Here is a 26,527-nt window from a genome sequence, read left to right on the forward strand (position 1 = left end):
CAACATCCCTGATGTTGTGCTGATCTTGGGACCAGCACCCCCGAGCGCGTACCAGTGCGGGCCTGCTCCGCCGCGCGGCGGAGCAGGCCCGCACACCGTGCGTCAGGCCGTTGCCACCCCGAAGAGGTGGATGACACCGCCCTCGACGGTGGTGGGCAGCGTCAGGCTCGCGAGCCGCTTGCCCGGCTGCAGGTCGATCGGGGCCGTCGCGAAGACGTACGTCGCCACCGGCTCGACCCCCGTACCCATCTTGTCGCGGTACGTGGTGTGCACCGCCGTGGCGTTGCCGAACGACGGCTGGTCGCCACCGCCGCCCAGCGTCCAGTCGCTGAAGCCGATCGTCGCCTGCTGCGTCGTGCCGTCGGTGTACGTGAGGGTCACGGTGCCGTTGGTGGGACCGAACGCGGCGCTGCCCAGCAGACTCAGCTTCGTGTCGCCGTCGGCCGCCGGGACGCTGAGCACCTGACCGCCGCCGCCGACCAGGATGTTGTCCGGGTCGCCCGGGGCCACGTTCGGCCAGGTGAAGTCGAACCCGTCGACCGACACGGTGGAGCCCGGCCGTACCCCGGCGGCTTCGAGGGCCTTGGCGGAGTAGCTCCAGCCTCCGGTGTCGAAGTTGGCCTGCGGATCGGTGTCGTCGGCCGAGATGCCGTTGTTGTTGAGGTTCCACAGCACGCTGTCCCGCACAGCCACCGTCACGGGGATCGTCACGGTGGGCAACGCCGTACCGGAGGTGGTGGCAGCGGTCACCGTCACGGCGTAGGCGCCGGGCTTGAGGCCGGCCGGCGCGGTGACGGTGAGCGCCGTGCTGCCCGACCCGTCGCCGGTCAGCGTGAACTCACCCTGCGCGGGGGTGACGGTCAGCCCGGCGGGCGCGCTGACCTTCCAGCGCGCGGCGGTGGGAGCCTCGGTCAACGCCTGGATCTTGTACGTCGTCGCCGCGGTGCTGCCCGGCTCCACCTTCAGCGTCTGCGGGCTCGCGCCGGTCAGGTACGGCCGCCGGCCGTCGCCGTACGAGGGCGGGGCGTCGGCGGGGGAGCTACCCCACGTCGTGTTCGGCTTGTCGCCGAGCACGACGTCGACGGTGCCGCCCTTGTTGACGAGGGTGTCGGGGACCCAGCTGCGGGTCGACTTCCTGCCGTTGACCTTGACCGACTGGATGTACTTCTGCCGGGCCGAGGCGGCCGGGGCGTTGACCGTGATCCGGCGACCGTGACCGGCGTCGATCACCGCGCGCGGGAAGAGCGGCGCGGTGAGCACGAGATCCGCCCGGCTCGGGTTCTGGGGGTACATGCCCAGCGCGGAGAAGACGTACCACGACGACATGGTGCCGGCGTCGTCGTTGCCCGGGATGCCGCCGGGGGTGTTTCCCCAGAGCTGGTCCATCACCGCGCGGACGGTCTCCTGGGTCTTGTAGGGGGCGCCGAAGTAGTTGTAGAGGTACGGCGCGTTCATGTCCGGTTCGTTGGTGGGGTCGTACCGGGTGAGGTCGCGGGCCGAGAAGTCGAAGGTGCCGCCCGGGGTGCGGAAGAAGGCGTCGAGCCGCTGCTCGGCCAGCGTGTTGCCGCCCATGGCACGGGCCAGGCCGGCGACGTCGGAGTAGACCATCCAGGTGTAGCGGGCACTGCTGCCCTCGACGAACCCGCTCTCGGTCGCCGGGGTGAAGGAGCGCTCCGCCCAGGTGCCGTCGGCCTTGCGGGAGCGCGGGTAGCCGCCCTGCTCGGTGGCGGTCAGGTCGAAGACGTTGCTCCAGGTGCCCGACCGCTCGCGGAAGGCCCGCTGATTCGCCCGGTCGCCGACCTGCCCGGCGAGTTCGGCGAGCGCTGCGTCGGCGACGGCGTCCTCCATCGTCTCGGCCGCGCCACCCCAGCAGGAGCAGCCGTCGGCGGGGACGTAGCCCAGCTCCAGGTACTTGTCGAGGGCGGGACGCTGACCGACGCACGCCACGTTGCAGCCGGCGCTGTCGGAGTCGTTGGCGTTCGGCACCGTCGCCGCGGTGATCAGCGAGCGGAGGGCGCCCTTGACGTCGAAGTCCCGCCCGCCGAAGGCGTGGATGCCGGCGACCGCGGGGGCCGACGGGTCGCCGGACATGACGCTCGTCTTGCCGTGCTGGAGCAGCCAGCGGTCCCACTCGCCGCCACGCTGGGTGGCGTAGTTGAACAGCGACTGCGCATAGTCGCTGCCCGCCTTCGGGTTGACCAGCGTCATCAGCTGCACCTGGGCGCGGTACTGGTCCCAGCCGGAGAAGGTGCCGTACTGCGCGTCCTGGCCCTTGCTGAGCCGGTGCGGCGTGCCGTCGGCGCCGAGGTAGCGGTCGTCCACGTCACTGGTGAGGGTGGGTTCGAGCATGGAGTGGTACAGCGCCGTGTAGAAGGTGCTCAGCTGGTCGCCGGTTCCGCCACCGACCTTGATCTTGCCCAACTCGCGCTGCCAGGCCGCCGTGGCCTCCGACCGGACCGCGTCGAAGCTCTTCTTCTGCGGGTTCTCCGTCCGCAGGTTGGCCTCGGCGTTCTCCAGGCTCACGTAGGAGATGGCGACCTTCACACCGACGGCCGTGGTGCCCTTGGCGAAGGTGACGTAGGCGCCGGATCCCTTGCCGGCTACGGGGTTGCCCGCGTCGAGGCCGGTGCCGCCGGACGCCGTCGTCGCGTCCGGCGTCACGACGGCGTCCTGCCACGTGCCGACCCGGGCGAACGGCTGGTCGAAGTGGGCGGTGAAGTGCAGCGTGTACAGGGACTTGCGGTTGTTGTCGCTGTGCGGGCCGCAGAAGTTGCCCGCGGTGACCGAGCCGGTGACGGACCGGGTCGTGGCGTCCACCTTCACGGTGGCGTCGGTGCTGCCGGTCTCCGAGTTCGAGGTGCGGAACAGCATGCTGGCGGGCTGGTCGGCCGGGAAGCCGAACCGGCCCGAGCCGGTGCGGGGGGTGGTGGTCAGCTCGGCCGACGCGCCACTGTCGAGGCCCACCCGGTAGTACCCGGCTCGCGCGGTCTCGTTCTGGTGGGAGAAGCCGCTCGCGTACGTCGCGTCGGAGGTGTCGACGGATGGCGAGGAGTTGACGTCGCCCACGAACGGCATGATCGGAATGTCGCCCGCGCCTCCGTTGCAGCCGACCCCGTTGAGGTGGGTGAGGCTGAAGCCGCGGATCCGGGTCGCGCCGTACTCGTAGCCGCCGGGCGCGGGGGTGGAGGTCTGCCGACCGGTACTGGTCTGCGGGCTCCAGGCGAGCATGCCGAAGGGGCGGACCGCTCCGGGGTAGGTGTTGCCGAGGTTCGTCGACCCGATCAGCGGGTTGACGTACCCGGCGGGATCGGTGACCAGGTGGACAGGCGCGGCGGCCGCGGCGGGTGTGCCCGCGGAGACCGCCGCCAGCGCCGCCACGGCCACGGCGGTGGCGGCGGCGAGGGTTCGGCGTTTGGCGCTGTACGCCAGGCGCGCCGTTGTGTCTGACACAGTGTTGGCCCTTCGGTTGGCACCGTTTGCATGAAGCTCGGCGGGGCGACCCGTCATGCTTCCTCCGTCTATGTCGGAGCCGCACCCGGCACTGACAACGTTGTCTAGTCCACCGAGGATGGTTCCCCTCCGTCGGTAGGACTGTCAAGATCCCCGATCAGGGATGGCGGGACGCGTCGCCCGGTCAGACGTGCGGGCCGATGGGTGGCCAGCTGCCTTCGTTACGCTGCCGGCATGTTCCGTGCGGCCCGGCCCGACGACTTCGCGCAGATCATCCGCCTCTACCGACAGCTGAACCCGGACGATCCGGTGGTGGACGACGGCACCGACCTGGCGGCCTTCGCGCAGATCCTCCGCTCACCAGGGCTGCGGCTGTTCGTCCTGGAACTGGACGGGATCGTCGTCGCCACCACGTACCTCAACGTGATCCCCAACCTCAGCCGGTCGGCGTCACCGTATGCGGTGATCGAGAACGTCGTCGTCGAGGAATCGCGGCGAGGTACCGGTCTGGGTCGGCAGATCATGGCCGGCACGCTCCAGGCCGCCTGGGACGCGGGCTGCTACAAGGCGATGCTGATGACGGGGTCGCGAAACCCGGCGACGCACGCCTTCTACCGTGCCTGCGGGTTCTCGGCCGACGTCAAGACGGCGTACCTCGCGCGTCCGCCCGGCTAACCAGGGAAGGTCTCGCGCAGCGCGGCGTCCAGCGCACGGCCGGTCGTCGGCTCGATGAACAGGTCGGCGAGCAGGAGATCGGCGAGGAAGGTGGGATTGATCCCGGACTCCTTGCGACCGAGTGCCTGCGCCGCGCCGCCCAGCCGCAGCGCCGTCCGCGCCGCGCCGGCCGGCAGTCGGCCGACCCGGCGGGGTCGGCCGACCGCCTCGGCGATGCGCGCGAGCATGTCGTGCCAGGTGAGGTTCTCGTCGGCGACCGGGATGTCCGCGCCGCTGGCCCCCTCGAGGGCGTCGGCCGCGACCTCGGCCACGCTGCGCGCCGACGCCGCGGCGCTTCCGCCGGTCGGCGCCACCAGAGGGGTACGAGAGCGCGCCCACCGGTCCAGCGGACCGGCCCAGTTCGGCAGCCGGTCGCCGGCCCGGCCGAAGACGAAGGGCAGTTCGAGGACGGCGACCGGTAGGCCCGGGCCGGCGGCGGCGCGTCCCTGGAGGGCCTGCTCCAGCCGGCAGCGGATGTACGTGTGCCGCTCACCGAGCCGCCACTGCGGATGGAGCCGGTCGAAGTACGTGTAGTACGAGCCCATGACCACCCCACGGGTGAGGCCCTCGTCGCGGGCGGCGGTGAACAGGCGTACCACCGGGTCGACGTTCTCGCGTCGGAACTGCGGATAGATCGGCTTCGGCAACGGGCGCTGCTCGTCGGTCCGGGTGGCGTACACGACGCCGTCGTGACCGGCGAGCACCGACCGCAGCTCGTCGATCGAGGCGGACCCCACGTCGAGCAGGTGGTCGACGCCCGGCTGGGCGGTACGCGCCACCGAGGTCGTGGCGTGGCCGCGCTCGCGCAGCACCTCCACGACGTGCGCGCCGATCAGGCCACTGCCACCCACCACGAGAATTCGCACGCTGAATCGTCCACTGTGTGGCGGGGTGCGTGTCAAGTACGGTGCCGCAGCGGATGCGACGACGGCATGCTGCGGCCAGAATGGCGTCCGGAGGTGATCGTGGATGGTCGACCAGGAGAGCGTTCCCCGGCTGACGTCGGTGGTGCTCGACGGCACCGACGCACGGGAGTTGGCGGAGTTCTACCGGCAGCTCATGGGCTTCGTCTACCGGCCCGGCGACGAGCCACCGACGGACGGCCGTCCCGACGAGCGCGGTCGTGACTGGTTGGTGTTGCGGTCCCCGGCCGGTGGCCCGCAGATCGCGGTCCAGCAGGTCGACAGTCTGCCCGAGACGACGTGGCCGAAGAACGACGTGCCACAGCAGCTGCACCTGGACCTGACCGTGGAGTCCGTCGACGAACTGCTGGTCCAGCACGAGCGGGTGCTGCGCCTCGGCGGCCGGCTGCGCTACGACCGGATCGAGGACCCCGAGGAGCCGTTGCGCGTGTACGCCGATCCGGCCGGCCACCCGTTCTGCATCATGGTGGGATAGTGGCGTCCGTGTCCGTGCGTGGCGGACGCGCACACGATCGTCGAGAACGGGGTCGAGGATGCCGGAACCGCGCGCCTTCTGGCTGGACGAGCAGTTCGACCGTGAGCACGGCACCGACGGCCACGGCCGGTACGAGGCCGAGGTGCTCCGCCGGATCGACGACTTCGCCGAGACCTGGGGGGACTTCGCGCCGGTCGCGTTCGCCGCGACGGCCTGGCGGGTGGCCAGCGAGCTGTCACCCGGCTTCGTCCGGTGGCACCGGCGGATCATCTCGGCGACCTGCGAACGCAGCCCGTGGGACGGCAGCATGGTCTGCGCGGTCACCGTGGCCTCCCGCTGGCCCGCGGAGCTGACCTGGAGCAAGCAGTGGCAGCGGGACCGCGGATGGCAGGACTGGCCGCGGCTGTTCGGCCAGTTCACCACCCCCACCGAGCAGGACCGGACGCGCCGTCCCCATCTTCGCGCGCTGCTCCAGGTGGAGGCGCCGCTGCCGCTCGACGGCCTGCCGCCGACACCCGACGGACCGGACGACGACGTTCCCGCTGCGGCGCGGCGGGCGGTCGTGGTGCTGGCCCGGGAACTCAACGACCTGCTGGCGCCGGTGATCGGGCAACTGGACAGCGGAGTCCCCGCCGACTCCTGACGGCGGGGACTCCTAGGGCGTGTGTCAAAGCCCCTGGCCGGCCTACGGCGGGCCCAGAAGACGGCCGGCGGCGTTGGAGATGGGCCCGGATACAACACCGGTATCCGAGCCCATCTCCGCCTTGCCGGACCGCCGCCTGGACTCCGCCTCGGCTCGACCGAGGACTTCGACACACGCCCTTGTCGACGCGGCGCGTCGGCGGTCGATGGTGCGGTGGGCCCGGCCCGGTCACCGAACGGGCCGGGCCCACCACGTGTCAGCCGGTGGTCAGGTAGAACTTCTCCCAGGCCCCGGCGGACGTGCGGTTGGCGATCAGAGACCCGGCCCCGGAGTTCTCCGCGCACACGAACTGGTTGTTGATCGTGGCACGCAGACTGACCGTCCCGTCCGAGTTGTTGACGAGCTGGAAGGTCTGCGCCGCCCCGATCGACGTGCCGGTGGCGACCAACGGTGCGGTGGTGCTCGTGGCCGAGACGTAGAGCCCGTTGGAGCGCGACTTCAGGGCGATGTTGCCGTTGCCGGCGTCCACCCGGTCGAACTGCTCGGTGCTGCCGACGCTGGCCTTGTTGGCGATCAGCGCGGTGGTGCCGACCGCCGACACGTACTGGTTGTTGATCTGCGCCCGCAGCGTGGTCACCGGCGTGCTGCCACCGGTGCCGGTGGTGAAGGTGAACGCGTCCACGTCGAACAGGTAGCCCGACCCGCCCTTGAACACCAGGTACAGGGTGGTCGACGCGGTGGGCGGGTTACTGATCGTGCCGGACACCTCGGTGAAGGTCTCCCAGTTGCCGGTCACCGGCACCGTGACGGTGCCCAGCAGGGTGCCGGTTGCCGACCCGGCCCGCACCTCGATCGTGCCGCCGGCCCCGGCCGACGACGCCCGCACGGTGATGCGGTTCGCACCGGTCAGGTTGTACGGCTGGTACGAGATCCAGTCGTTGTTCTCGATGAACCCGGCGGTGCGGCCACCCTCGGCGCTGGTGTGGTCGGTGGCCTGGACACCCGACTGGGCGCCGAAGTGCTCACCCTGGCGGTGCTTCGGTTGCAGCGTCCGGATGCTGTGCGTGGTCAGCCCGCCGTTGTCGGTGTAGGCGGCGTCGAAGACCCCGTAGATGTTGGCCGCGGAGTCGTGCTCGCCGTCGGTCGGCACGGTGATCGAGCCGCTGCACCCGTTCTTCGAGGTGATCTGGTGGGCGTGACTGTCGTGGCCCAGCGCGTACGTCAGGCTCACCTTGGAACAGTCGATGGTGCCGTCCTGCGGGTCGCTCACGCTGATCTGGTACGAGATGGTGTCGCCGAAGTTGAACAGTTGCCCGTCTGCGGGCGACGTCAGCGTCACCGTCGGTGCCGTGTTGCCGACGGTGATGACCAGGCTCGCCGTACCGGACAGGCCGGTCGGGTCGGTGACCTTCAACGTCGGGGAGTACGTGCCGTTCGTGGTGTACGTCTTGGTGGGGTTCGCCGCCGTCGACGTGGTGCCGTCACCGAACGTCCACAGGTAGCTCAGCGCCCCGCCCTCGGGGTCGGAGCTGCCCGCCGAGGAGAAGTTCACCGTCAACGGGTTGGCCCCGGAGGTCGGGTTCGCCGAGGCGACCGCGATGGGGTTGCGGTTGCCGCCGCCGATGTACTCGATCCGGAACAGCGCCTGGTTGTTCGAGCCCGTGCCGTAGTCCAGCACGTACAGCGCGCCGTCCGGGCCGAAGGCCATGTCCATGACCTGCGTGCCGGACCACGGGAAGCTGGAGATCTCCCCCCGGGAACCGTCGGCGTTGATGGCGATGGGCTTGATCCAGCGGCGACCGTACTCACCGGCGAAGAACAGGCCGTTCAGCGACTGCGGGAACTTGACGCTGGAGTTGAGCGACGCGTCGTACCGGTACACCGGCCCGGCCATCGGCGACTCGGAGCCGCTGCCGAACTCCGACGGCGAGCCGGAGTCGCCCGCGTACTTGATCCAGGCCGGCTTCGCCGCAGGCAGCGTGGTGAGACCCGTGTTGCGGAACGAGTTGTTGGTCGGCCCACCCGAGCAGTTGTACTTCGACTGCGACGGCCCGGACGGGAAGGTGTATTCGTTGTATGTTTCGTTGCTGGTGTTGCTGCCGGTGCAGTACGGCCAGCCGTAGTTGCCCGGCGCCGTGATCCGGTTGAACTCGACCTGACCCTGCGGGCCCCGGCTGGAGTTGGTGCTTCCCGCGTCCGGGCCGTAGTCGCCGACGTAGACGACGCCGGTCGCCTTGTCCACGCTCATCCGGAAGGGGTTGCGCATACCCATCGCGTAGATCTCGGGACGGGTGTTGGCCGTGCCGGGCGCGAACAGGTTGCCCGACGGGATGGTGTACGTCCCGTCCGCCTGCGGCGTGATCCGCAGCACCTTGCCCCGCAGGTCGTTGGTGTTGCCCGCCGAGCGCTGGGCGTCGAACTGCGGGTTGCGGTTGGTCCGCTCGTCCAGCGGCGCGTAGCCCGACGACTCGAACGGGTTGGTGTCGTCGCCGGTGGTCAGGTACAGGTTGCCGGCGGCGTCGAAGTCCAGGTCACCGCCGACGTGGCAGCACTGCCCACGGTCGTTGGCGACCTGAAGCACGATCTTCTCGCTGCTCAGGTTGAGCGTGTCGTCGCTGTTCAGGGTGAACCGGGACAGCCGCAGGTGCCCCTTCCACCGGTCCCAGTCGGACTGCGTGCCGGTGGTGGGCGCGTCACCCGACGGGGTGCTCAGCGTGGGCGAGTAGTACAGGTAGATCCACCGGTTGGTGGCGAAGCCGGGATCGACGGCGACGCCCTGCAAACCCTCCTCGTCGTGCGTGTAGACGGACAGGGTGCCGGAGACCTTGGTGTTGCCGGCGACGTCGGTCACCCGCAGGACGCCGTTGCGGGCGGTGTGCAGCACCGAGCGGTTGGGCAGGACGGCCAGGGACATGGCCTCGCCCAGCTCGGCGGAGCCGGTGGCGAGTTTGATCTGCTGATAGTCACTGGCGGGGATCACCACCGCCTGCGCGGCGGGGGAGTTTGCGGCCACGGCCAGGGTCACACTCGCGACGGTGGTGACCGCCGCGACGAGTGCCCGGGACCAGCGCCGGGATTTCGAAAGCATGATCGTCCTTCCTCGACGACCAGGGCCGGGGCGTGCTGGGGCGCACCACGACCAGGTGTGGGTGGCGGGGTGTGGGTCGTGGTGCGGTCAGTTGGTGGTGACGAGGTCGAACTTCTCCCACTGACCGATGGAGGTCCGGTTGGCGATCAGCGGGGAGGAGCCACCGTTGTCGGCGGCCACGTACCGGCTGTTCACCGTGGCCCGCAGGCTCACCGTGCCGTCGGAGTTGCGGATCAGCTGGAACGTCTCCCACGCGCCGGCGCTGGCCCGGTTGGCGATCAGCGCGGACGCCCCGGCGTTCTCCGCCGCGACGAACTGCCCGTTGCTCTTGGCCTTCAACGCGACGTTGCCGTTGGCCAGGTTCACCAGTTCGAACCGCTCGCTAGTGCTCACCGAGGTCTTGTTGGCGATCAGCGGGGTGCTGGCGTTGGGCGCGCTGACGTACTGGTTGTTGGCGCGGGCCCGCAGGGTGGAACCGGCGACGGCGGGCGGCGGGGTGGTCGGCGGGGCCGTGGTCGGCGGCGCGGTCGTCGGCGGGGGAGTGGTCGGCGGGGCCGTCGTCGGCGGAGCGGTGGTCGGCGGCGGGGTGGTCGGGTTCGTCCCCGGCGAGCAGTTGGCGCTCACCGAACCCGCGGCGACCTGGAGGCCACCGAGCAGCATCCGGGTGAAGTTCGGGTCGGTGTACGACGCCTCGGTGTGCCCGAGGCCCGTGTACCAGGCCCGTCCGCCGCCGTACGCCTTGCACCAGGTGATCGGGTGGTCGCCGTTCATGTTGCCGCCGCTGTAGGACGACTCGTCGAGGCTGGCGAGGACCCGCGCGCTGGACCGGGGGTTGGTGCGGTAGTTGTACCACTCGTCGGAGCGGACCCAGGTGGCGCCGAGGTGCGCGGTCGACGGGTTGGTCCGGTCCTCGATCTTCACGGTCGCGGTCTGGATCGCCGGGTGCGAGTCGAACCATGCCCCGACCAACTGCCCGTAGAACGGCCAGCTGTACTCGGTGTCCGCGGCGGCGTGCACGCCGACGTAGCCGCCGCCGGCGGCGATGTACTGCTCGAAGGCCGTCTGCTGGCTGGAGTTGAGCACGTCGCCGGTCGTCGACATGAAGACCACCGCCTGGTACTGGGCCAGGTTGGAGGTGGTGAACTGGTTGGCGTCCTCGGTGGCGGTCACGCTGAAGCCGTTGGCAGCGCCGAGCTGCTGGATGGCCGCGATGCCGTTGGGAATGGACGAGTGCCGGAAGCCGGCGGTCTTGCTGAACACCAGGACCTTGGTCAGTGGCGCGGCCGAGGCCGTGGTCGGCAGTGCGACCAGGCCGGCCATCAACACGGCCAAGCCGGTGACGAGTGCCAACAGGCGGGGACGGGAACGCATGGTGATGCTCCTTAGCTGAGCGTCAACCCCGGAGGGTGCGCGAAGGCACGCCCGGGGCCATGGTGGCGGTGGTGCGGAAGCCGGGCCGCCGATGCTCGGCTAGGTGCGGGGTGATGGTGCCGTGCTGCGGTACACGAGCCAGCCGACGGCTCCGACCGGCCAGTGTGGACGGACGGATGGTATCGACTGGTGTCGTTGAGGCAGTAAACCTCCGATGTCTGCGCCCGTCAACCCCACCCACTCCGGCCTGCGGCGCGCCGAGGCGCGGTCGGCATGGTCGTCGGGACGGACATGGGGGAACTGCCGACGCAACTCGGGGCGTACGGCAGGATCGGGCTGGTGGACGCGGACCTGTCACCGCCGTGGCGGCCGCCGACCCGCCACGAGGTCGCGGCGGCGGCCGGTCGCGGCCTGGTGGATGTGATCGGCCCTGGCCTGCGGGTGTTGTTCTGCGGGTTCAACCCCGGGCTCTACTCGGCGGCGGTGGGGGAGCACTTCGCCCGGCGGGGCAGCCGCTTCTGGCCGGCCCTGCACGGTGCGGGATTCACCGACCGGGAACTGCGCCCGTGGGAGCGCGCCGAGCTGCTGCGGCAGGGGCTGGGCATCACCAGCCTCAGCAACCGGGCCACGGCACGGGCCGACGAGCTGACCGCCGCCGAGTTGGTCGCCGGGGTCACCGGCCTGGCGGTCAAGGCCGAGCGGCACCGGCCCCGGTGGGTGGCGGTGCTCGGGGTGACCGCGTACCGGATCGCGTTCGTCCGGCCGAAGGCCGCGCTGGGCCCGCAGCCGGAGCGGCTGGGCCCGGCCCGGGTGTGGGTGCTGCCCAACCCCAGCGGCCTGAACGCCCACTTCCCACTTCCGGCGTTGACCGCCGAGTTCGCCCGACTGCGGCGGGAGGTCGACCCTCAGGCCTTTTCGGCCAGCGCCTCGTAGTACGGCCGCATGGCCGGGTGGTACTCGTCGAACTCCGGTCGGGGCGTGCCGTCCCGCGAGGCGACCAGCATGTCGAGGTAGTACTCCCAGCCGGCGCCCACCTCGGCGACGCCGTCGAGGCTGGTGAGGCGCTGGGTGAAGCGCAGCTCGGTCACGCCGTCGGTCTCGGTCAGCGCGAACCCCAGCAGCCAGTCGCCGTGGTCGTCGACCATCGAGACGGCCAGGCGGCGAGGCGCTTCGCACTCCTCGACGCGTACGTCGCACCAGGGCTGCTGCTCCTCGTACGCCATCTGGACCCGGATGGTGTTGCCGGGCCGGGCGTCGCCCTCCCACGGGCCGAACCAGCGGGCCGTGCGCTCCGAGTCGGTGAGGCTCGCCCACACGTCCGCCGCCGGGGCGCGGAAGGTGCGGGTGAGGACGAGGTCGTGGCCGGTGGCGGTGCGGAAGAGGCGGCCGGCGGGGGTACGGGTCATGCGGTGTGCTCCGTTCGATGGGTGGCCGGGCCGCGGGCGCGGCGTTCCCGGCGGGTTCGATAGACCTCGGTCTCCAACGCGTCGAGGCGCTGCTCCCACTTCTCGGGCGCGACGAGTCCGCCGAGCCAGTCGACGAGCGGGGCGAGCGGGCCGGGATCGAGCCGGTAGATCCTCGTGCGGCCGACCAGCTCGTCGCGGACCAGCCCGCTCTCGCGCAGGACCCGCAGGTGGCGGCTGACCGCCGGCCGGCTGATGGCGAACCGTTGGGCGATCTCGCCCGCGGCCAGTGGCGCGTCGCGCAGCATGCTGAGGATGCGCCGCCGTACCGGGTCCGCGATCGCGGTGGCCACCTCGTCCACGCCGGGAAGCGTAACCTATGGGTTACGGATTACGTGACGCGGGTGCGTCGATGGTGGGCACATGATCACGTGACCTGGCACTCTTGACGACATGCCAGCCCAGCTTCGATCCCGCCTGCTCGATTGGACCGTCGCCGTACCCGTGCTCGCGGTGCTGGTGTTGTTCGTGACCTGGGGGCGAGAACTCCCCGGCCCCGTCGTCGTGGTGGTCGCCGCGCTGCTGGGCGGCGCGGTCCTCGCGGCCGTGCACCACGCCGAGGTGGTCGCCCACCGGGTGGGGGAGCCGTACGGGTCGTTGGTGCTCGCCGTCGCGGTAACCGTCATCGAGGTGGCCCTCATCGTCACCCTGATGATCAGCGGTCCGGAGAAGACCCAGTCGCTCGCCCGCGACACCGTCTTCGCCGCCGTCATGATCACGTGTAACGGCATCCTCGGCCTGTCCCTGCTGCTCGGTGCGCTGCGCCGCCGGGTGGCCGTGTTCAACCCAGAGGGCACCGGTGGGGCCCTGGCGACCGTGATCACCCTGGCCACGCTGAGTCTGGTCATCCCGGCCTTCACCACGGCCCGCCCCGGCCCGGAGTTCAGCCCGGCCCAGCTCACCTTCGCCGCCGTCGCCTCGCTCGCGCTGTACGGGCTGTTCGTGCTGGTGCAGACCGGTCGGCACCGCGACTACTTCCTGCCGGTCGACACGCAGGGCCGGGTGATCGACGCGGAGGAACACGCCAAGCCACCCACCAACCGGGCCGCGCTGCTCAGCCTCGTGCTGCTGCTGGTGGCGCTGGTCGCGGTGGTCGGCGACGCCAAGACCGTCTCGCCGACGATCGAGGCCGGTGTGGCGGCCGCCAACCTGCCGCACGCGTTCGTCGGTGTGATCATCGCGCTGCTGGTGCTGCTGCCGGAGACCCTCGCCGCCGCCCGGGCGGCCCGCCGCGACCGCGTACAGATCAGCCTCAATCTCGCCCTCGGCTCCGCGATGGCCAGCATCGGTCTGACCATTCCGGTCATCGCCGTCGCCTCCATCTGGCTGGACGGCCCGCTGCTGCTCGGCCTCGGCGGCACCCAGCTCGCGCTGCTGGCCCTCACCGCCGTGACGGCGGTGCTGACCGTCGTGCCCGGCCGGGCCAACGTGTTGCAGGGCGGCGTCCACCTGGTGCTGCTGGCCGCGTTCGTCTTCCTGGCCGCCAGTCCCTGAGGTGCCGGCTCGGCGAGGCCCACGCCCGCGTGGCCCGCTCAGCCTGGCGGTCGCGTCGTCCGCTCAGCCGGTGGTGGCGTCGTCCGCCAGGGCGTCCGCGCGGGCGTTGAGGTAGCGCTGCTGCGCCAGGTTCGTCGAGCGTGCCGCCGCCATCCGGTACGCCTCGCGCGCCGGAGCCCGCTCGCCGGTCAGCTCCCACAGGTGGGCGCGGGCGGCCGGCAGCCGCGGATCGTCGGCCAACCGGGCGTCGCCGTCCAGGTCGGCGAGCAGCGTCAGGCCGGCCGACGCGCCCCGGCTCATCGCCACCGCCACGACGTGGTTGAGCGCCACCACCGGGTTGTCGGTGAGGCCGAGCAGCACCTCGTACAGGGCGGTGATCTGCGCCCAGTCGGTGGCCGCCGCGCTCGGCGCCTCGTCGTGCACCGCCGCGATGGCCGCCTGGAGCTGGTACGGCCCGACGGGCCCGCGCGGCAGCGCCTCGCCGACCAGCGCGACGCCCTCGGCGATCTGCTCGGCCCGCCACCTGCCCCGGTCCTGCTCGGCCATCGGCACCAGCTCGCCGTGCGGGCCGGTCCGCGCGGGCGCGCGGGCGTCGGTGAGCAGCATCAACGCGAGCAGCCCGGTGACCTCGGGATCGTCGGGCAACAGCCGGCGCACCAGCCGCGTCAGCCGGATCGCCTCGGCGGCCAGGTCGGCGCGCAGCAGTCCCGGCCCGGCGGTACGGGCGTACCCCTCGGTGAAGATCAGGTAGAGGACGTGCAGCACGGCGGCGACCCGATCGGCGCGCTCCGCTGCCGTCGGGGGCGCGAACCGGAGACCGCTGTCGCGGATCCGCTGCTTTCCCCGGCTGATCCGACGGGTCATGGTCGACTCCGGCACCAGGAACGCGCGGGCCACCTCGGCCGTGCTCAACCCGCCCACCGCGCGCAGCGTCAGCGCGATCTGCGACGCCGGGGTGAGCGCCGGATGGCAGCACAGGAACAGCAGGACGAGCGTGTCGTCGACGTCCCGGGGTCGGTCGGCGGCCGGCGCGAGCCACTGCTCCGGCAACGTCCACCGCGCCGCCGTCGCCTCCCGCCGTGCCCGCGCCTGCTCGCGCCGCAGCAGGTCGGTGAGTCGCCGGGACGCGACGGTGATCAGCCACGCCCGGGGGCTGTCCGGTACGCCGTCGCGTGGCCAGGTGTCCGCCGCGGCGATCAGCGCCTCCTGCACCGCGTCCTCGGCCGTGTCGAAGTGCCCGAAACGGCGTACGAGCGCGCCGAGGACCTGCGGCGCCAACTCGCGCAGCAGGTCCTCGGCGGGTGTCTCGGGCACGTGGTCAGCCGGCCAGGTCCTCGACGCCGTCCAGCACCGGCCGCACGTCCACGTACGCCCCGGGGTTGTCCGGATCGACCAGGCCGGTGGCGATCTCGGTGGCCCGGTCGAAGCTGGCGCACTCCACGATCGTGTAACCCGCCAGGACCTCCTGCGTCTCCGCGTACGGGCCGTCGGTGACCACGGCCGCCCGGTCGCACCTGCACGCGGCGGGCGTGCACCGGCTCGCTGAGGCCGCGTGCGTCGACGAGTTCCCCGGACTCGGCGAGCGCCTGGTGGAACGTCTCCATGTGCTTGTGCATGGCCGCCACCTGCTCGGCCGACATGGCCGGTCGGCCGGAGGGCCGCCCCGACAGCGCGTCGTAGTCCTGCTGCGACCCGTAAAGCATGATCATGTATTTCATGGTGGCCTTCCTGTTCCCGGTGCCGCCCCGGCACCGCTCACCAGAAACGTCGAACCCAACCCCGCCCACCGGACACCCCCGCCGGCCCCGCCGGCCCCGCCTCACCCCGTTGATCATGAAGTTATCGCCATCGATGTCGGCGTGTCGGCGCGACAACTTCATGATCAACGGGGCTGGGTGGGTGGGGGTTACTGGCCGTAGGACAGGCGGAGGCGGTTGTTGACCAGGTAGTTGAGGCGGTGGCGGAGGTAGCCGAGGGTGCTTTCGCCGGGCAGGTCCGGGTCGGGCGTGGTCAGTGTCCAGCGCAGCGCGCAGTCACGACCGGGGAGCCCTTTCGAGATGTCGAAACGGATCTCGTCCAGCGGCCGGTGCGGCCACAGCGACGACCACACCAGCAGCACCGGCGCGTAACCCGCCACCACCCGTGGCGGCACCTCGTCGTCGCGTAACTCCAGCCAGGGGCGACGTCCGACCTCGTACGGGTCACGGAGCGAGCGCCACACGACATGCGCCGGCGCCGGCTGGCTGCGTCGACGGCTCCCCAGCACGTGCACGTAGCCCCCCTTCCCGGACCGGGCCGGCCCACCCCGGACCATTCTGGCGGCCCGCCCCCACCCACGGGAACCGTCGCGTTCCCCTCCCGCGCCCGCCCAAATCCGTCGATCAAGAGGTTGGCGTCACGACCCGCCGGACGGACTGACGCCAACCTCTTGATCACCGGCACGGGCGGGCGGGAGGGGGAGGGGGTGCGGGTCGGGGCGTGAACCGACTGGACCGGGCGTGCGTGAATCCGGGGGCGGGCGTGGTGGTCGTACCGTCGGGGTATGGCGTGGTGCGAGCGCCGAGGTCTGGGGAGGCACAGTGGGGGCATGGTCGGGACGCGTCGCGCGGGGACCCCTGGCGGGCCTGGTGGTCGTCGCGCTGGTGTCGCTCGCCTGCGCGGGCGGTGGGCTGGCCGAACCGGAGGGCGAACGTCCGGGTGCGAACCCGCCGGCCGCCTCGGCTGATCCGAACACCACACGGGCGGACAGCACCACCAGCGTGGCCGAGTTCAAACAGGACGTCGCCGACGCGCAGGCGGTCGCGGAGCGCTACTGGGCGGCCCAGTTCAAGGCGTCCGGGCAACGCTTCACGCCCATCCGGCGGGTCACCCCGTACCAGCGGGCCGGCGAGGTCTCCTGCGGCGGTCAGCCGTTGCCGCGCAACAACGCGGTCTACTGCTCGCAGGGCGACTTCATCGCGTACGACGTCGCCTGGTCGGTGGCGGCCTTCCGCGAGGTGGGCGACGCGTTCGTGTTCTACCTGCTCGGTCACGAGTACGCCCACGGCATCCAGGTGCGCCTGGGCATCAACTACAGCTTCACCATCCAGCAGGAGTTGCAGGCCGACTGCATGGCCGGGGCGTACCTCGGCGACTCGGTGCGCGCCGGCGACCTCACCCTCGCCGAGGGCGACCTGGACGAGTTCCGGGAGGGAGTCGCCGCGGTCGGTGACGACCCGGACCAGCCGTGGTTCGCCGAGGGCGCGCACGGCACCGCCGAGCAGCGCACCGACATGTTCTTCCGGGGGTACGAACGCTCGCTGAAGGAGTGCGACCTGAGCTGAGCGGGGTTGCCCCGGTCACCCTCGAAGCCGTTGCCGCCGCCGGCGGCGGCAACGGCTGGCAGGATCGCCGGTGTCGGTCATGACCCCTGGAGGATCCGCTGAGCAGCCAACACCTCGCCGCCGTGCTCTTCGACATGGACGGCACCCTGGTCGACAGCGAGAAGCTGTGGGACGTCGCGTTGCAGGAACTGGCCCGCGAGTACGGCGGGGAGCTGTCCGTCGACGCCCGCCGCTCGATCATCGGCACCGCCATGGCCGAGTCGATGCGCATCCTGCACGACGACCTGGGCCAGCCCGAGCGCGATCCGGAGATCAGCGCGGCGTGGATCAACGCGCGGATCCTGGAGCTGTTCCGGACCGGTCTGCCCTGGCGGCCGGGCGCCTTCGAGCTGCTGCACGCGGTGCGCGCGGCGGGGATCCCCACCGCGCTGGTCACCTCCAGTCCTCGGGCGCTTGTCGAGATCGCCCTGGACACCCTCGGCCGGGACAACTTCGACGTGGTGGTCGCCGGTGACGAGGTGGTCGCGGCCAAACCGCACCCGGAGCCGTACCTGACCGCCGCACGGCGTCTCGGCGCGCCGATCGAACGGTGTGTGGCGATCGAGGACTCGCCGACCGGGGTGGCCAGCGCGCACGCCTCCGGCGCGGCCGTGCTGGCCGTACCCGCCGAGGTGCCGTTGCCTCCGATCGAGGGCGTACACCAGGTGGCAAGCCTGGCCGGCGTGGACCTGGCGGCGCTGGCGGCGCTGCTGGCCGACCGGGCCGCGGCCTGAACGAGCGAGGGGGCCCCGCCGTGCGGGACCCCCTCGTGCTCCTACCTGGCGTCAGTCGTGGGCGATCGCGCCCAGGACGTTGATCCGGGCCGCCCGCACGGCGGGGAGCACCGCGGCCACGATCCCGATGATCGCGGCGAGACCGAGGAAGACGATCATCTGCCCCCAGGGCAGGTTCAGTTCGGTGATGCCCTCGTCCTTGAGCGCCTCGACCACCGCGGCGCCGAGGCCGGTGCCGACCGCCAAGCCCAGCAGCGCGCCGAACACGGAGATCACCACCGCCTCGACCGTGATCATGCCCATCGTCTGGCCGCGGCGCAGGCCGATCGCCCGCAGCAGGCCCAGTTCCCTCGTGCGCTCCAACACCGACAGCGCCAGGGTGTTGATGATGCCGAGCCCGGCGATGATGATGGCCAGCGCCAACAGGATCTTGATCATCGTGAGCAGCCCGTCGAGCGAACTCGTCTGCTGCTTGATGAACGCGTCCCGGTCGGCCACCGACACCTCGGGGCTGTCCGCGAGCAGCGTCTCCACCCGCGGTTGCACGTCGGCCACCCGAGCCCCCGGCGCGAGCTGGATGAAGCCCTGGATGGGCTGCGGGATCGCGAAGTCCTTCGCCGCCGTCGCCGGCAACGTCACCGGGTTGGTCAACTGCGACGACTCGTAGATGCCGCTGACCGTGTACGTGCGGGCTTCCCCACGGGTGAGCTGCACGTTCACCGTCGAGCCGACCGACCAGCCACGGGACGTGGCGGTGTCCGAGCTGACGAGCATCTGCGTCGGCGAGAGCCGGTCGATGTCACCGGCGGTGGCCTTCGCGCCGAAGATCTGCCGCAGTGACGCGATGTCGCTGCTCGCCGCCACCCACGTGCTCTTGCCGTCGACGCGCGCCATGTCGCCGTACTCGCCGTCGACCATCCGCACGCCGGGCAGCGCCTTCGCCTGGTCCAGCACGCTCGGGTCGAAGCTCGGTGGACGGGGGCCGCCCTGCTGACCGGAGATCACCAGCTCGGCCTTGATGGTGTCCTGGGCGAGGGCGCTGAGGCTGCTCTTGGCCGAGTCGAGGATCACCGTGATGCCGGTGACCAGCGCGATGCCGACCATCAGCGCGGCGGCCGTGATGGCGGTCCGACGCGGGTTGCGCCCGGAGTTGAGCCGGCCCAGCTTGCCGGGCACCGACCAGGAGAAGATCGCCCCGAGCAGGTTCACCACCGGCCGGCTGATCAGTGGAGTCAGCAGCGCCACACCGATGAAGGCGAACAGCACGCCGCCCAGGATGGTCCACAGCGTCTGGCCGCCCGCGTTGCCGCTGAGCCCCAGGAACAGCAGCACCGCGCCGATGCCGGTGACCACCGACCCGGCGACGGTGACCTTGGTCAACGGCCGGTCCGGCGTGGCCACGTCCTGCATGGCGGCGATCGGCGGGATCCGGGCCGCCCGCAGCGCCGGCAGCAGCGCCGCCACCACGGTGATGACCAGGCCGACGCCGAACGACCCGATCACGGCGGCCGCCGGCACGCCGATCCCGGCCAGGGTCAGGCCGCCGGCCAGCTTGCCGAACAGGAACGCCAGCAGCGCGCCCACCCCGATGCCGGCGGCCAGGCCGAGCACCGACGCGAGCAGACCGACCGCGATGGCCTCCAGCACCACCGAGCCGATGATCTGCCGGCCACTCGCCCCGATGGCGCGCATCAGCGCCAGCTCCCGGGTGCGCTGCGCCACGATGATCGAGAAGGTGTTGAGGATGAGGAACGTGGCGACCAGCAGCGCCACCGCGGCGAAGCCCAGCAGGATCTTGTTGAAGAACGACAGGCCCTCCTTCAGGCTGGCCGCGGCGTCCTCGGCCAGCTGCTTGCCGGTCTTGACGTCGTAGTCCGCGCCCAGGGCGCCGGCCACGTCGTCGCGCAGCGCCTCGTCCGACACCCCACCCGCGGCGGTCGCCGTGATGCTGCTGAACACCCCGGGCTCGCCCAGCATCAGCCGCTGCGCCACCGGCGTGGTGAAGAAGACCTCGTTGACGCCGCCGATCGAGTCCCGGTCACCGCTGTAACCGGCGATGCCGACAAGGGTGAAGTCCCGCTTCTTCGACTCGAACGCGGTCAGCACGCCGACCTTCTCGCCGACGCGCACCTTCGCGGTCGTGGCCAGCGACTTGTTGATGACGATCTCGTCGTCGGCCTGCGGGGCGCGTCCCTCGCGCAGTTGCAGCAGGTCGCTCTCGCCGACCCAGTTCTCGCCGAGCTGCGGCGGACCGAACGAGGTGACCACCTTGCCGTTGCTGCCGATGACCCGCGCGCCGTCGGCGTTGACGACACCGGTCGCCGAGGCCACCCCCGGCACCTGTTTGACCCGGTCCACCACGGCGGCGGGCAGCGGAGCGGCGGTCTGCTCACCCTCCAGCTCACTGACCTCGACCTTGGGCTTCGCCGCGACGTTCACGTCGATCTCGGAGAAGCCGTCGGCGAACACCGAGTCGAAACTGCGACCCAGCGTGTCGGTCAGCACGAACGCGCCGGAGACGAACATGACCCCGAGCACCACCGCCAGAGCGGACAGGATCAGCCGGACCTTGCGGGCCAGCAGACTCTTGAGTGTCGCCCGGAACATCAGTTGCCCACCTCGGCCGGAGTGTCCAACTTCTTCATGGTGTCCAGCACCGTCTCGGCGGTCGGCTCGATCAGCTCCGACACGATCTGGCCGTCGGCCAGGAAGACCACCCGGTCGGCGTACGCGGCGGCGGTCGGGTCGTGGGTGACCATCACGATGGTCTGACCGTGCTCACGCACCGAGTCGCGCAGGAAGCCGAGCACCTCGGCGCCGGAGCGCGAGTCCAGGTTGCCGGTCGGCTCGTCCGCGAAGATCACGTCGGGACGGGCGACCAGCGCCCGCGCGCACGCCACCCGCTGCTGCTGACCACCGGAGAGCTGCGCCGGCCGGTGGTCCAGCCGATCCTGCAGGCCCACCGTCTTGATCACCGTGTCGTACCAGGCCGGGTCCGGCTTGCGCCCGGCGATCGACATGGGCAGCAGGATGTTCTCCTTCGCGGTGAGCGTCGGCAGCAGGTTGAACTGCTGGAAGATGAAGCCCACCTTGTCCCGGCGCAGCTTCGTCAGCCCCGAGTCGCCCAGCCCGGTGACCGTCGTCTCACCGATCGACACCGTCCCCCGGGTCACCGAGTCCAGACCGGCGAGGCAGTGCATCAGCGTGGACTTGCCGGAACCCGACGGCCCCATGATCGCGGTGAAGCGGCCACGTTCGAACTCCGCGCTGACCCCCCGCAGGGCGATGACCTGAGCCTCGCCGCTGCCGTACACCTTCCACACGTCGTTCGCCCGGGCCGCGGCCTGCGCCTGCTGGCCTACCGTCGCGGTCACGTCATCTACCTCTTCCGTCTGTCCGAATTCCACGCCGCCCCCCGATGGTCCGGCGCGACCGTTCAATCATCGGCGCTGCACGCGCCCGTCCCGTCCGCCCCTGGGGGGACGTGCAGCGGATTTCCCGCTGCGGGTGCACCCCCATGCCGCATCAGGGTTGCCCCTGACCCGACCGCCGGTCGACCGGTTCTGCACACTTCCCCCTCACGTCACAGGAGGGTCAACCGCGCGACGCCGTCTCCGGTCACGGTAGGTGACGACGGCAACCGGGCCGTCCCTCCACGGAGGGATATTCGGGTACGCCGGGTGAGGTACCCGCCGCGCGGCGGCTACGCCCGTGGGCGGACCAGACCCGACTCGTACGCCAGCACGACCGCCTGCACCCGGTCGCGCAGCCGCAGCTTGGTCAGCAGGTGCCCGACGTGGGTCTTGACGGTGGTCTCGCTGACCGACAGGACCGCCGCGATCTCGGCGTTGGACAACCCCCGGGCCACCTGCACCAGCACCTCACGCTCCCGGTCGGTGAGCGCGTTGAGCGCCGCCGACGGCGTCGCCGCCGGGTCGGGCAACAGATCGGCGAAGCGGTCCAGCAGTCGCCGCAGGATCCGTGGCGCGACCACCGCGTCCCCGCCCGCCACCGTGCGGATCGCCGCGATCAGATCCTCGGCGGGTACGTCCTTGGCCAGGAATCCGCTCGCGCCCGCCCGCAGCGCCCCCACCACGTACTCGTCGAGGTCGAACGTGGTCAGCACCAGCACCCGTACCGGCAGGCGGGAGTCGACGATGGCCCGGGTCGCCGCCACCCCGTCCATGCGGGGCATCCGGATGTCCATCAGCACGACGTCGGGCAGGAGCCGTCGGGACAGCTCCACCGCCTCCACGCCGTCACCGGCCTCCGCCACCACGTCCAGGTCGCCCTCGGCGCCCAGCACCATCCGAAAGCCCGTACGCAGCAGCGGCTGGTCGTCGGCGAGCAGGATCCGTACCGGCCTGGCCGGGGCCACCCGATCGCTCATGTCGTCTCCCGTTCCGCGTCCACCGGCCTGTGCGTCGCGGACCACGGTAGAGGCAGCCCGGGCACCCTGTCCCGACCCGGACAGCACCGCTCCGGTCGGGCGGTGCCGGGGCCTGGCCCTCCGGACGCCGTCGATCTTGCACTTTCTGCTGGGATAAGTGGTGCGGATCCGATGAAGTCGACATCCGAAACTGCAAGATCGCCGGGCCGGGCCGGGCCGGGCCTCGCCGGGGCGGGGCGGGCCGGGCCGGGGCGGGGCGGGCCTCGCCGGGGCGGGGCGGGCCGGGGCGGGCGGGTTACTCGTCGGCGCCGGGGGGTGTGGGGGTGCTGCGGGCGTCGCGGAGGGGGTCGGTGTTCGCCGCCGCCACCGGGAACGGGGGTGGGGTGCCGCCGAACGTGGGGCACAGCGCCTGATGGCTGCACCAGTCGCACAGCTTGCTCGGCCGCGGCCGGAAGTCCTGTCGGGCGGTGGCCTGCTCGATGGCCCGCCACAGCGCCACCACGGTGCGCTCGAAGCGGACCAGCTCGTCGGCGTCGGGCGTGTAGTCCAAGACCTCGGCGTCGCGCAGGTAGAGCAGGCGCAGCACCCGGGGCACCACCCCACGGGTACGCCACAGCACCAGCGCGTAGAACTTCAGTTGGAACAGCGCCCGCGCCTCGAACGCCTCCCGGGGCGCGCCGCCGGTCTTGTAGTCGACCACCCGCAGCGCGCCGTCCGGAGCCACGTCGAGCCGGTCGAGGTAGCCCCGGATCAGCAGCTCCTCGTCGACGACCGCCGAGATCAGGCTCTCGCGTTCGGCCGGCTCCAGGCGCGTCGGATCCTCCACGGCGAAGTAGCCCTCCAGCAGCCCCGCCGCGGAGCGCAGGAACTCCACCGGCCCGGCCGGCTCGGCGTCGTCGAAGATCGCGGCCAGCTCCGGCTGCTCGGTGACCAGCCGGTCCCACTGCGGGGCCACCAGGTCACCGGCCGCGGCCGGGGTGCGGCTGGACGCCGGCAGGTCGAACAGCCGCTCCAGCACCGCGTGCACCAGCGTGCCCCGGGCCTGCTCGATGGTCGTCCGCTCGGGCAGCCGGTCGATGCTGCGGAACCGGTAGAGCAGCGGGCAGGTCTTGAAATCCGCCGCCCGCGACGGCGACAGCGAGGCCCGCACCGTCGGCGGCGTCTGCGCCGGGGGAGAGGACTGGGGGGTGGTGACCGTTTCCGCCGTCATGTGCGCAAAGGTTAGGGCACCGGTGTGACACCGCCCGCCGGCCGCCCCGCACGGGGCCGGTCCGTAGCATCGGTGCGATGGAGCAGACATCCCGGCCACCGCGTCGGTCCGACCGGCGACCCGGTCTGAGCGTGGGCCGGGTGTTCGGGGTACCCCTGCACCTCAACGCGTCGATGCTCCTGCTCGCCGTGCTGGTCGCCGTGCTCTACGCCGAGTTCGCCCGCCGACAACTGGACCTGCCGCAGCTCAGCGGCTACCTGATCGGCTTCGGGTTCGTGGTGTCCCTGCTCGGCTCGGTACTGCTGCACGAGCTGGGCCACGCGCTCACCGCCCGCCGCTACGGCATCGGTGTGCGCGGAATCACGCTCGAACTGCTCGGCGGGTACACCGAGATGGAGCGGGACGCTCCGACGCCCCGGATCGACCTGCTGGTCTCGCTGGCCGGCCCGGCGGTCTCCGCGGTGCTCGGGGCCCTCGCGGTCGCCGCCACCCTCGCCCTGCCGCCCGGCACCGTCGGCCACCAACTCGCCTTCCAGCTCGCGCTGAGCAACGTCATCGTCGCGGTGTTCAACATCCTGCCCGGGCTGCCGCTGGACGGCGGCCGGGCGCTGCGCGCCGCCGTGTGGGGCCTCACCCGCGACCGGCACCGCGGCACCGAGGTCGCCGGCTGGGCCGGCCGGGTCGTCGCCGTCGGCACCGCCGCGCTGGTCGGGCTGCTCACCGCCACCCGCCACCTGGCGCCGGTGGCGCTGCCACTGATGCTGCTGGTCGCCATCACCCTCTGGCGCGGCGCCGGGCAGTCGATCCGCGCCGCGCGGGTCAGCCGGCGGTTCCCGCTCATCGACCTGGCCCAACTGGCGCGGCCGGTCTGGCCGGTGACCACCGGCACGCCGCTGGCCGAGGCCCAGCGCCGCCGCGCCGAGGGCGGGCAGCCCGCCGCCGCGCTGCTGGTCACCGACTCCACCGGCCACCCGGTGGCGTTGGTCGACCCGGCCGCCGCCGCGGCCGTACCCGCCGAGCGTCGCCCCTGGCAGGCGGTGGACTCCGTCGCCCGGCCGCTGACCGCGCTCCCCACCCTGCCGCTCGGGCTCGACGGCGAACGGGTGATGGAGGCCGTGCAGACCCACCCGGGCGCGCAGTACGTGGTGACGTCAGGCGAAGATGTCGTCGGCATTCTGCACATCGGGGACCTGGCACAGCTCCTCGAACCCAACCGGAAGATGACACCGTGACCGCAACTCCCTCCACCGTCGGAGCCGACGCCGCCCCCCGGACTCTGACACCCGTGCACCGAGGCCCGTTCCGGCCCGGCGACCGGGTGCAGCTGACCGATCCCAAGGGGCGGATGCACACCGTCACGCTGGAGCACGGCAAGGAGTTCCACACCCACCGCGGCATCCTGGCGCACGACACGCTGATCGGACTGCCCGACGGCAGCGTGGTGACCACCTCCGGCGGCGGCACCGCGTTCCTGGCGCTGCGCCCGCTGCTGTCGGACTATGTGCTCTCCATGCCGCGCGGCGCCCAGGTGATCTACCCGAAGGACTCGGCGCAGATCGTCGCGATGGGTGACATCTTCCCCGGCGCGAAGGTTCTCGAGGCCGGCGCCGGCTCCGGCGCGCTGAGCTGCTCCCTGCTGCGGGCCGTCGGCACCGAGGGCGAGCTGCACTCGTTCGAGCTGCGCGACGACTTCGCCCAGATCGCCAAGCGCAACGTCGAGGCGTTCTTCAACGGGCCGCACCCGTCCTGGCACCTGCACGTCGGCGACGTCGCGCAGTGCCAGGAGACCGGCTTCGACCGGATCATCCTGGACATGCTCACGCCCTGGGAGACCCTCGACATGGTCGAGCGGGCACTGGTGCCCGGCGGCGTGTTCATCGGCTACGTCGCCACCACCCCGCAGCTCTCCGAACTGGTCGAGGCGCTGCGCGAGCGCGGCGGCTGGACCGAGCCGCGCGCCTGGGAGTCGCTGGTGCGCGACTGGCACGCCGAGGGCCTCGCCGTCCGCCCCGACCACCGGATGATCGCGCACACGGCGTTCCTGGTCTCGGCGCGCAAGCTCGCCCCGGGCGTCACCGCGCCGCCGCGCCGCCGCAAACCCAGCAAGGGCACCGAGGCGTACGCCCAGCGTCGCGAGGACCTGCGCGCCGCCGAGGCGGCCCGCCAGGCCGCCGCCGCGCAGGCCGCCGGCGCGCAGCCCGACGCGACGGGGGAGATGGACAGGCCGTGACCATCGGTGAGGGGGGAGGGGCGGCCCGATGAGCCGACCGGGCTACGGCGGCGGCGACCTACCCGCCGTGTTTCCGGACTGGTCGCCCTACCAGGATCTGGAGTCCGCGGCGCGCGCCTACCTGCGGGACCCGGACGTCGCTCTGGAAGCGCTCGGCGGGGTGCTCCGTGGCGCCTCGGTGCTCGGCTTCACCCTGGAACGCTTCGTCAACGAGGTCAACGGCGTGTGGCAGGAGGTCGTCGTCTGCGACGGCAGCCGGCTGATCCTCTGGCACGGCGAGGACGTGCCGCCGGGGGAGGGGCCGCCGGGTTCGATGACGTCGTCACTGCGGGTCGTGCCGGTCTCCACGGTCACCGAGGTGGGCTGTCGACGCCGGCTCAACCGCTTGGAGAACGGCGAGATCCGGGTCGACAGCATCGACGTCTACCTGCTGCTCACCTCGCTGGACGAGGCGCCGCCGAGCGAGGAGATGGCCGGTACGCCCCGGCACGACGCGCTGCGGTTCGGTAAGACCCTCGACGACGGAGGGGCCGGGCAGATCGCCCGGCTGGAGGAGTTCGCGCGGCTGGTCGCCTCGGTGGTCGGCCGCCCGATGCTCTGAGGCGTACCCCGTTTCGGGTCGGCGCCGCGCGAAGCGGGCGGCGCCGGCTCAGCCGTCCTCGGCGTCCGGGCCGGCGACCTCGACGCCGTCGCCACGCACCACGTGGATGCAGTCGCCCGGGCACTCCTTCGCGGAGTCGATCACTTCGAGTCGCAGGTGCTCGGGCACGTCGACCCGGCTGCCCGGCGCCATCCGCAGCTCACCGTCGGCGCCCTTGACGTACGCCAGGCCGTCGATGTCGAACTCGAACACCTCCGGCGCGTACTGCACGCAGAGCCCATCGCCCGTGCAGAGATCCTGGTCCACCCAGACCTGCAGCTGGTCGGTCGCGACCTCGGCCACCGGTGCACCCCCCATGTTCTCCCGTACCAGCCTCCGA

24 protein-coding genes are annotated in these 26,527 nt (G+C 71.7%); 10 read left to right on the forward strand and 14 right to left on the reverse strand.

The features are described 5' to 3' along the window. Positions 1 to 102: 102 nt before the first annotated feature. Positions 103 to 3,450: a GH92 family glycosyl hydrolase gene (locus tag ACTFTM_RS15335; protein WP_449566437.1), complete on the reverse strand. Its 3,348-nt coding sequence runs from the start codon at positions 3,448 to 3,450 to the stop codon at positions 103 to 105. A 234-nt stretch (positions 3,451 to 3,684) separates the two neighbouring features. Here ACTFTM_RS15335 and ACTFTM_RS15340 point away from each other — a divergent pair, with 234 nt between their 5' ends. Continuing rightward, positions 3,685 to 4,125, forward strand: coding sequence for an N-acetyltransferase family protein (locus ACTFTM_RS15340; RefSeq protein WP_449566438.1), 441 nt, complete (start codon positions 3,685 to 3,687; stop codon positions 4,123 to 4,125). Here the strand turns inward: ACTFTM_RS15340 and ACTFTM_RS15345 are convergent. Continuing rightward, the gene (locus ACTFTM_RS15345) at positions 4,122 to 5,030 is read right to left on the reverse strand and encodes an NAD-dependent epimerase/dehydratase family protein (protein WP_449566439.1); all 909 of its coding nucleotides are present in this window, start codon (positions 5,028 to 5,030) and stop codon (positions 4,122 to 4,124) included. The two genes, ACTFTM_RS15340 and ACTFTM_RS15345, sit on opposite strands and share 4 nt — an antisense overlap. Before the next feature lie 103 nt (positions 5,031 to 5,133). Here ACTFTM_RS15345 and ACTFTM_RS15350 point away from each other — a divergent pair, with 103 nt between their 5' ends. After that, positions 5,134 to 5,562, forward strand: a complete 429-nt coding sequence (locus ACTFTM_RS15350; protein WP_449566440.1) for a VOC family protein — start codon at positions 5,134 to 5,136, stop codon at positions 5,560 to 5,562. Between the two features lie 58 nt (positions 5,563 to 5,620). Continuing rightward, complete coding sequence (locus tag ACTFTM_RS15355) at positions 5,621 to 6,205, forward strand: hypothetical protein (protein WP_449566441.1); 585 nt, start codon at positions 5,621 to 5,623, stop codon at positions 6,203 to 6,205. A 256-nt stretch (positions 6,206 to 6,461) separates the two neighbouring features. On the opposite strand, the gene ACTFTM_RS15360 is transcribed toward ACTFTM_RS15355, so the two are convergent. Then, positions 6,462 to 9,293 (reverse strand): PQQ-dependent sugar dehydrogenase, encoded by a 2,832-nt coding sequence (locus tag ACTFTM_RS15360; RefSeq protein ID WP_449566442.1) that lies wholly within the window; start codon positions 9,291 to 9,293, stop codon positions 6,462 to 6,464. Positions 9,294 to 9,380: 87 nt separating this feature from the next. Further along, positions 9,381 to 10,664, reverse strand: coding sequence for a ThuA domain-containing protein (locus tag ACTFTM_RS15365; protein WP_449566443.1), 1,284 nt, complete (start codon positions 10,662 to 10,664; stop codon positions 9,381 to 9,383). A 273-nt stretch (positions 10,665 to 10,937) separates the two neighbouring features. Here ACTFTM_RS15365 and mug point away from each other — a divergent pair, with 273 nt between their 5' ends. Then, positions 10,938 to 11,597, forward strand: a complete 660-nt coding sequence (gene mug / locus ACTFTM_RS15370) for a G/U mismatch-specific DNA glycosylase (protein ID WP_449566444.1) — start codon at positions 10,938 to 10,940, stop codon at positions 11,595 to 11,597. Here the strand turns inward: mug and ACTFTM_RS15375 are convergent. Together ACTFTM_RS15375 and ACTFTM_RS15380 are read right to left on the reverse strand one after the other, a co-directional pair. Continuing rightward, complete coding sequence (locus ACTFTM_RS15375; RefSeq protein WP_449566445.1) at positions 11,570 to 12,070, reverse strand: SRPBCC family protein; 501 nt, start codon at positions 12,068 to 12,070, stop codon at positions 11,570 to 11,572. The genes mug and ACTFTM_RS15375 overlap by 28 nt on opposite strands. Then, positions 12,067 to 12,429: an ArsR/SmtB family transcription factor gene (locus tag ACTFTM_RS15380; RefSeq protein WP_449566446.1), complete on the reverse strand. Its 363-nt coding sequence runs from the start codon at positions 12,427 to 12,429 to the stop codon at positions 12,067 to 12,069. The genes ACTFTM_RS15375 and ACTFTM_RS15380 overlap by 4 nt, the downstream gene beginning before the upstream one ends. Positions 12,430 to 12,520: 91 nt before the next feature. On the opposite strand from ACTFTM_RS15380, the gene ACTFTM_RS15385 reads away from it, so the two are divergent. Next, complete coding sequence (locus ACTFTM_RS15385) at positions 12,521 to 13,621, forward strand: calcium:proton antiporter (RefSeq protein WP_449566447.1); 1,101 nt, start codon at positions 12,521 to 12,523, stop codon at positions 13,619 to 13,621. Positions 13,622 to 13,684: 63 nt separating this feature from the next. Here ACTFTM_RS15385 and ACTFTM_RS15390 read toward each other — a convergent pair whose 3' ends face one another. The 3 genes from ACTFTM_RS15390 to ACTFTM_RS15400 all read right to left on the reverse strand — a co-directional run bounded on the left by ACTFTM_RS15390 (position 13,685) and on the right by ACTFTM_RS15400 (position 15,893). After that, positions 13,685 to 14,935: an RNA polymerase sigma factor gene (locus ACTFTM_RS15390; RefSeq protein WP_449566448.1), complete on the reverse strand. Its 1,251-nt coding sequence runs from the start codon at positions 14,933 to 14,935 to the stop codon at positions 13,685 to 13,687. A gap of 4 nt (positions 14,936 to 14,939) precedes the next feature. Further along, positions 14,940 to 15,119 carry a YciI family protein gene (locus ACTFTM_RS15395; protein WP_449566449.1) on the reverse strand — a complete coding sequence of 60 codons (180 nt, stop codon included), beginning with the start codon at positions 15,117 to 15,119 and terminating at the stop codon, positions 14,940 to 14,942. A gap of 408 nt (positions 15,120 to 15,527) precedes the next feature. Beyond that, positions 15,528 to 15,893 (reverse strand): hypothetical protein, encoded by a 366-nt coding sequence (locus ACTFTM_RS15400; RefSeq protein WP_449566450.1) that lies wholly within the window; start codon positions 15,891 to 15,893, stop codon positions 15,528 to 15,530. A gap of 307 nt (positions 15,894 to 16,200) precedes the next feature. Between ACTFTM_RS15400 and ACTFTM_RS15405 the strand changes: the two genes are divergently transcribed. Both ACTFTM_RS15405 and ACTFTM_RS15410 read left to right on the forward strand, forming a co-directional pair. Continuing rightward, a complete protein-coding gene (locus tag ACTFTM_RS15405) occupies positions 16,201 to 16,944 on the forward strand; it encodes a neutral zinc metallopeptidase (protein WP_449566451.1) in 744 nt (247 codons plus the stop codon). Between the two features lie 122 nt (positions 16,945 to 17,066). Beyond that, positions 17,067 to 17,717 (forward strand): HAD family hydrolase, encoded by a 651-nt coding sequence (locus ACTFTM_RS15410; RefSeq protein WP_449566452.1) that lies wholly within the window; start codon positions 17,067 to 17,069, stop codon positions 17,715 to 17,717. 51 nt (positions 17,718 to 17,768) lie between these two features. Here ACTFTM_RS15410 and ACTFTM_RS15415 read toward each other — a convergent pair whose 3' ends face one another. From ACTFTM_RS15415 to ACTFTM_RS15430, 4 genes are all read right to left on the reverse strand, one after another. Next, positions 17,769 to 20,324 (reverse strand): ABC transporter permease, encoded by a 2,556-nt coding sequence (locus ACTFTM_RS15415; protein ID WP_449566453.1) that lies wholly within the window; start codon positions 20,322 to 20,324, stop codon positions 17,769 to 17,771. Next, on the reverse strand, positions 20,324 to 21,091 hold the full coding sequence (locus ACTFTM_RS15420) for an ABC transporter ATP-binding protein (protein ID WP_449566454.1): 768 nt from the start codon (positions 21,089 to 21,091) through the stop codon (positions 20,324 to 20,326). The genes ACTFTM_RS15415 and ACTFTM_RS15420 overlap by 1 nt, the downstream gene beginning before the upstream one ends. A gap of 329 nt (positions 21,092 to 21,420) precedes the next feature. Then, positions 21,421 to 22,107, reverse strand: a complete 687-nt coding sequence (locus ACTFTM_RS15425) for a response regulator (RefSeq protein ID WP_396805148.1) — start codon at positions 22,105 to 22,107, stop codon at positions 21,421 to 21,423. A 295-nt stretch (positions 22,108 to 22,402) separates the two neighbouring features. Beyond that, positions 22,403 to 23,317: a RecB family exonuclease gene (locus ACTFTM_RS15430; protein ID WP_449566455.1), complete on the reverse strand. Its 915-nt coding sequence runs from the start codon at positions 23,315 to 23,317 to the stop codon at positions 22,403 to 22,405. 173 nt (positions 23,318 to 23,490) lie between these two features. Here ACTFTM_RS15430 and ACTFTM_RS15435 point away from each other — a divergent pair, with 173 nt between their 5' ends. The 3 genes from ACTFTM_RS15435 to ACTFTM_RS15445 are packed head-to-tail and all read left to right on the forward strand — an operon-like array spanning position 23,491 to position 26,148. Next, entirely contained in the window at positions 23,491 to 24,549 is a 1,059-nt protein-coding gene (locus ACTFTM_RS15435; RefSeq protein ID WP_449566646.1) for a M50 family metallopeptidase, read from the forward strand. Further along, complete coding sequence (locus tag ACTFTM_RS15440) at positions 24,546 to 25,547, forward strand: tRNA (adenine-N1)-methyltransferase (protein WP_449566456.1); 1,002 nt, start codon at positions 24,546 to 24,548, stop codon at positions 25,545 to 25,547. The genes ACTFTM_RS15435 and ACTFTM_RS15440 overlap by 4 nt, the downstream gene beginning before the upstream one ends. 28 nt (positions 25,548 to 25,575) lie before the next feature. Further along, a complete protein-coding gene (locus ACTFTM_RS15445) occupies positions 25,576 to 26,148 on the forward strand; it encodes a hypothetical protein (protein ID WP_435207037.1) in 573 nt (190 codons plus the stop codon). A gap of 48 nt (positions 26,149 to 26,196) precedes the next feature. Here ACTFTM_RS15445 and ACTFTM_RS15450 read toward each other — a convergent pair whose 3' ends face one another. Then, positions 26,197 to 26,490 carry a ferredoxin gene (locus tag ACTFTM_RS15450; RefSeq protein WP_449566457.1) on the reverse strand — a complete coding sequence of 98 codons (294 nt, stop codon included), beginning with the start codon at positions 26,488 to 26,490 and terminating at the stop codon, positions 26,197 to 26,199. Between the last annotated feature and the right edge of the window lie 37 nt (positions 26,491 to 26,527).

The sequence above is a fragment of the Micromonospora sp. RB23 genome (assembly GCF_053585025.1).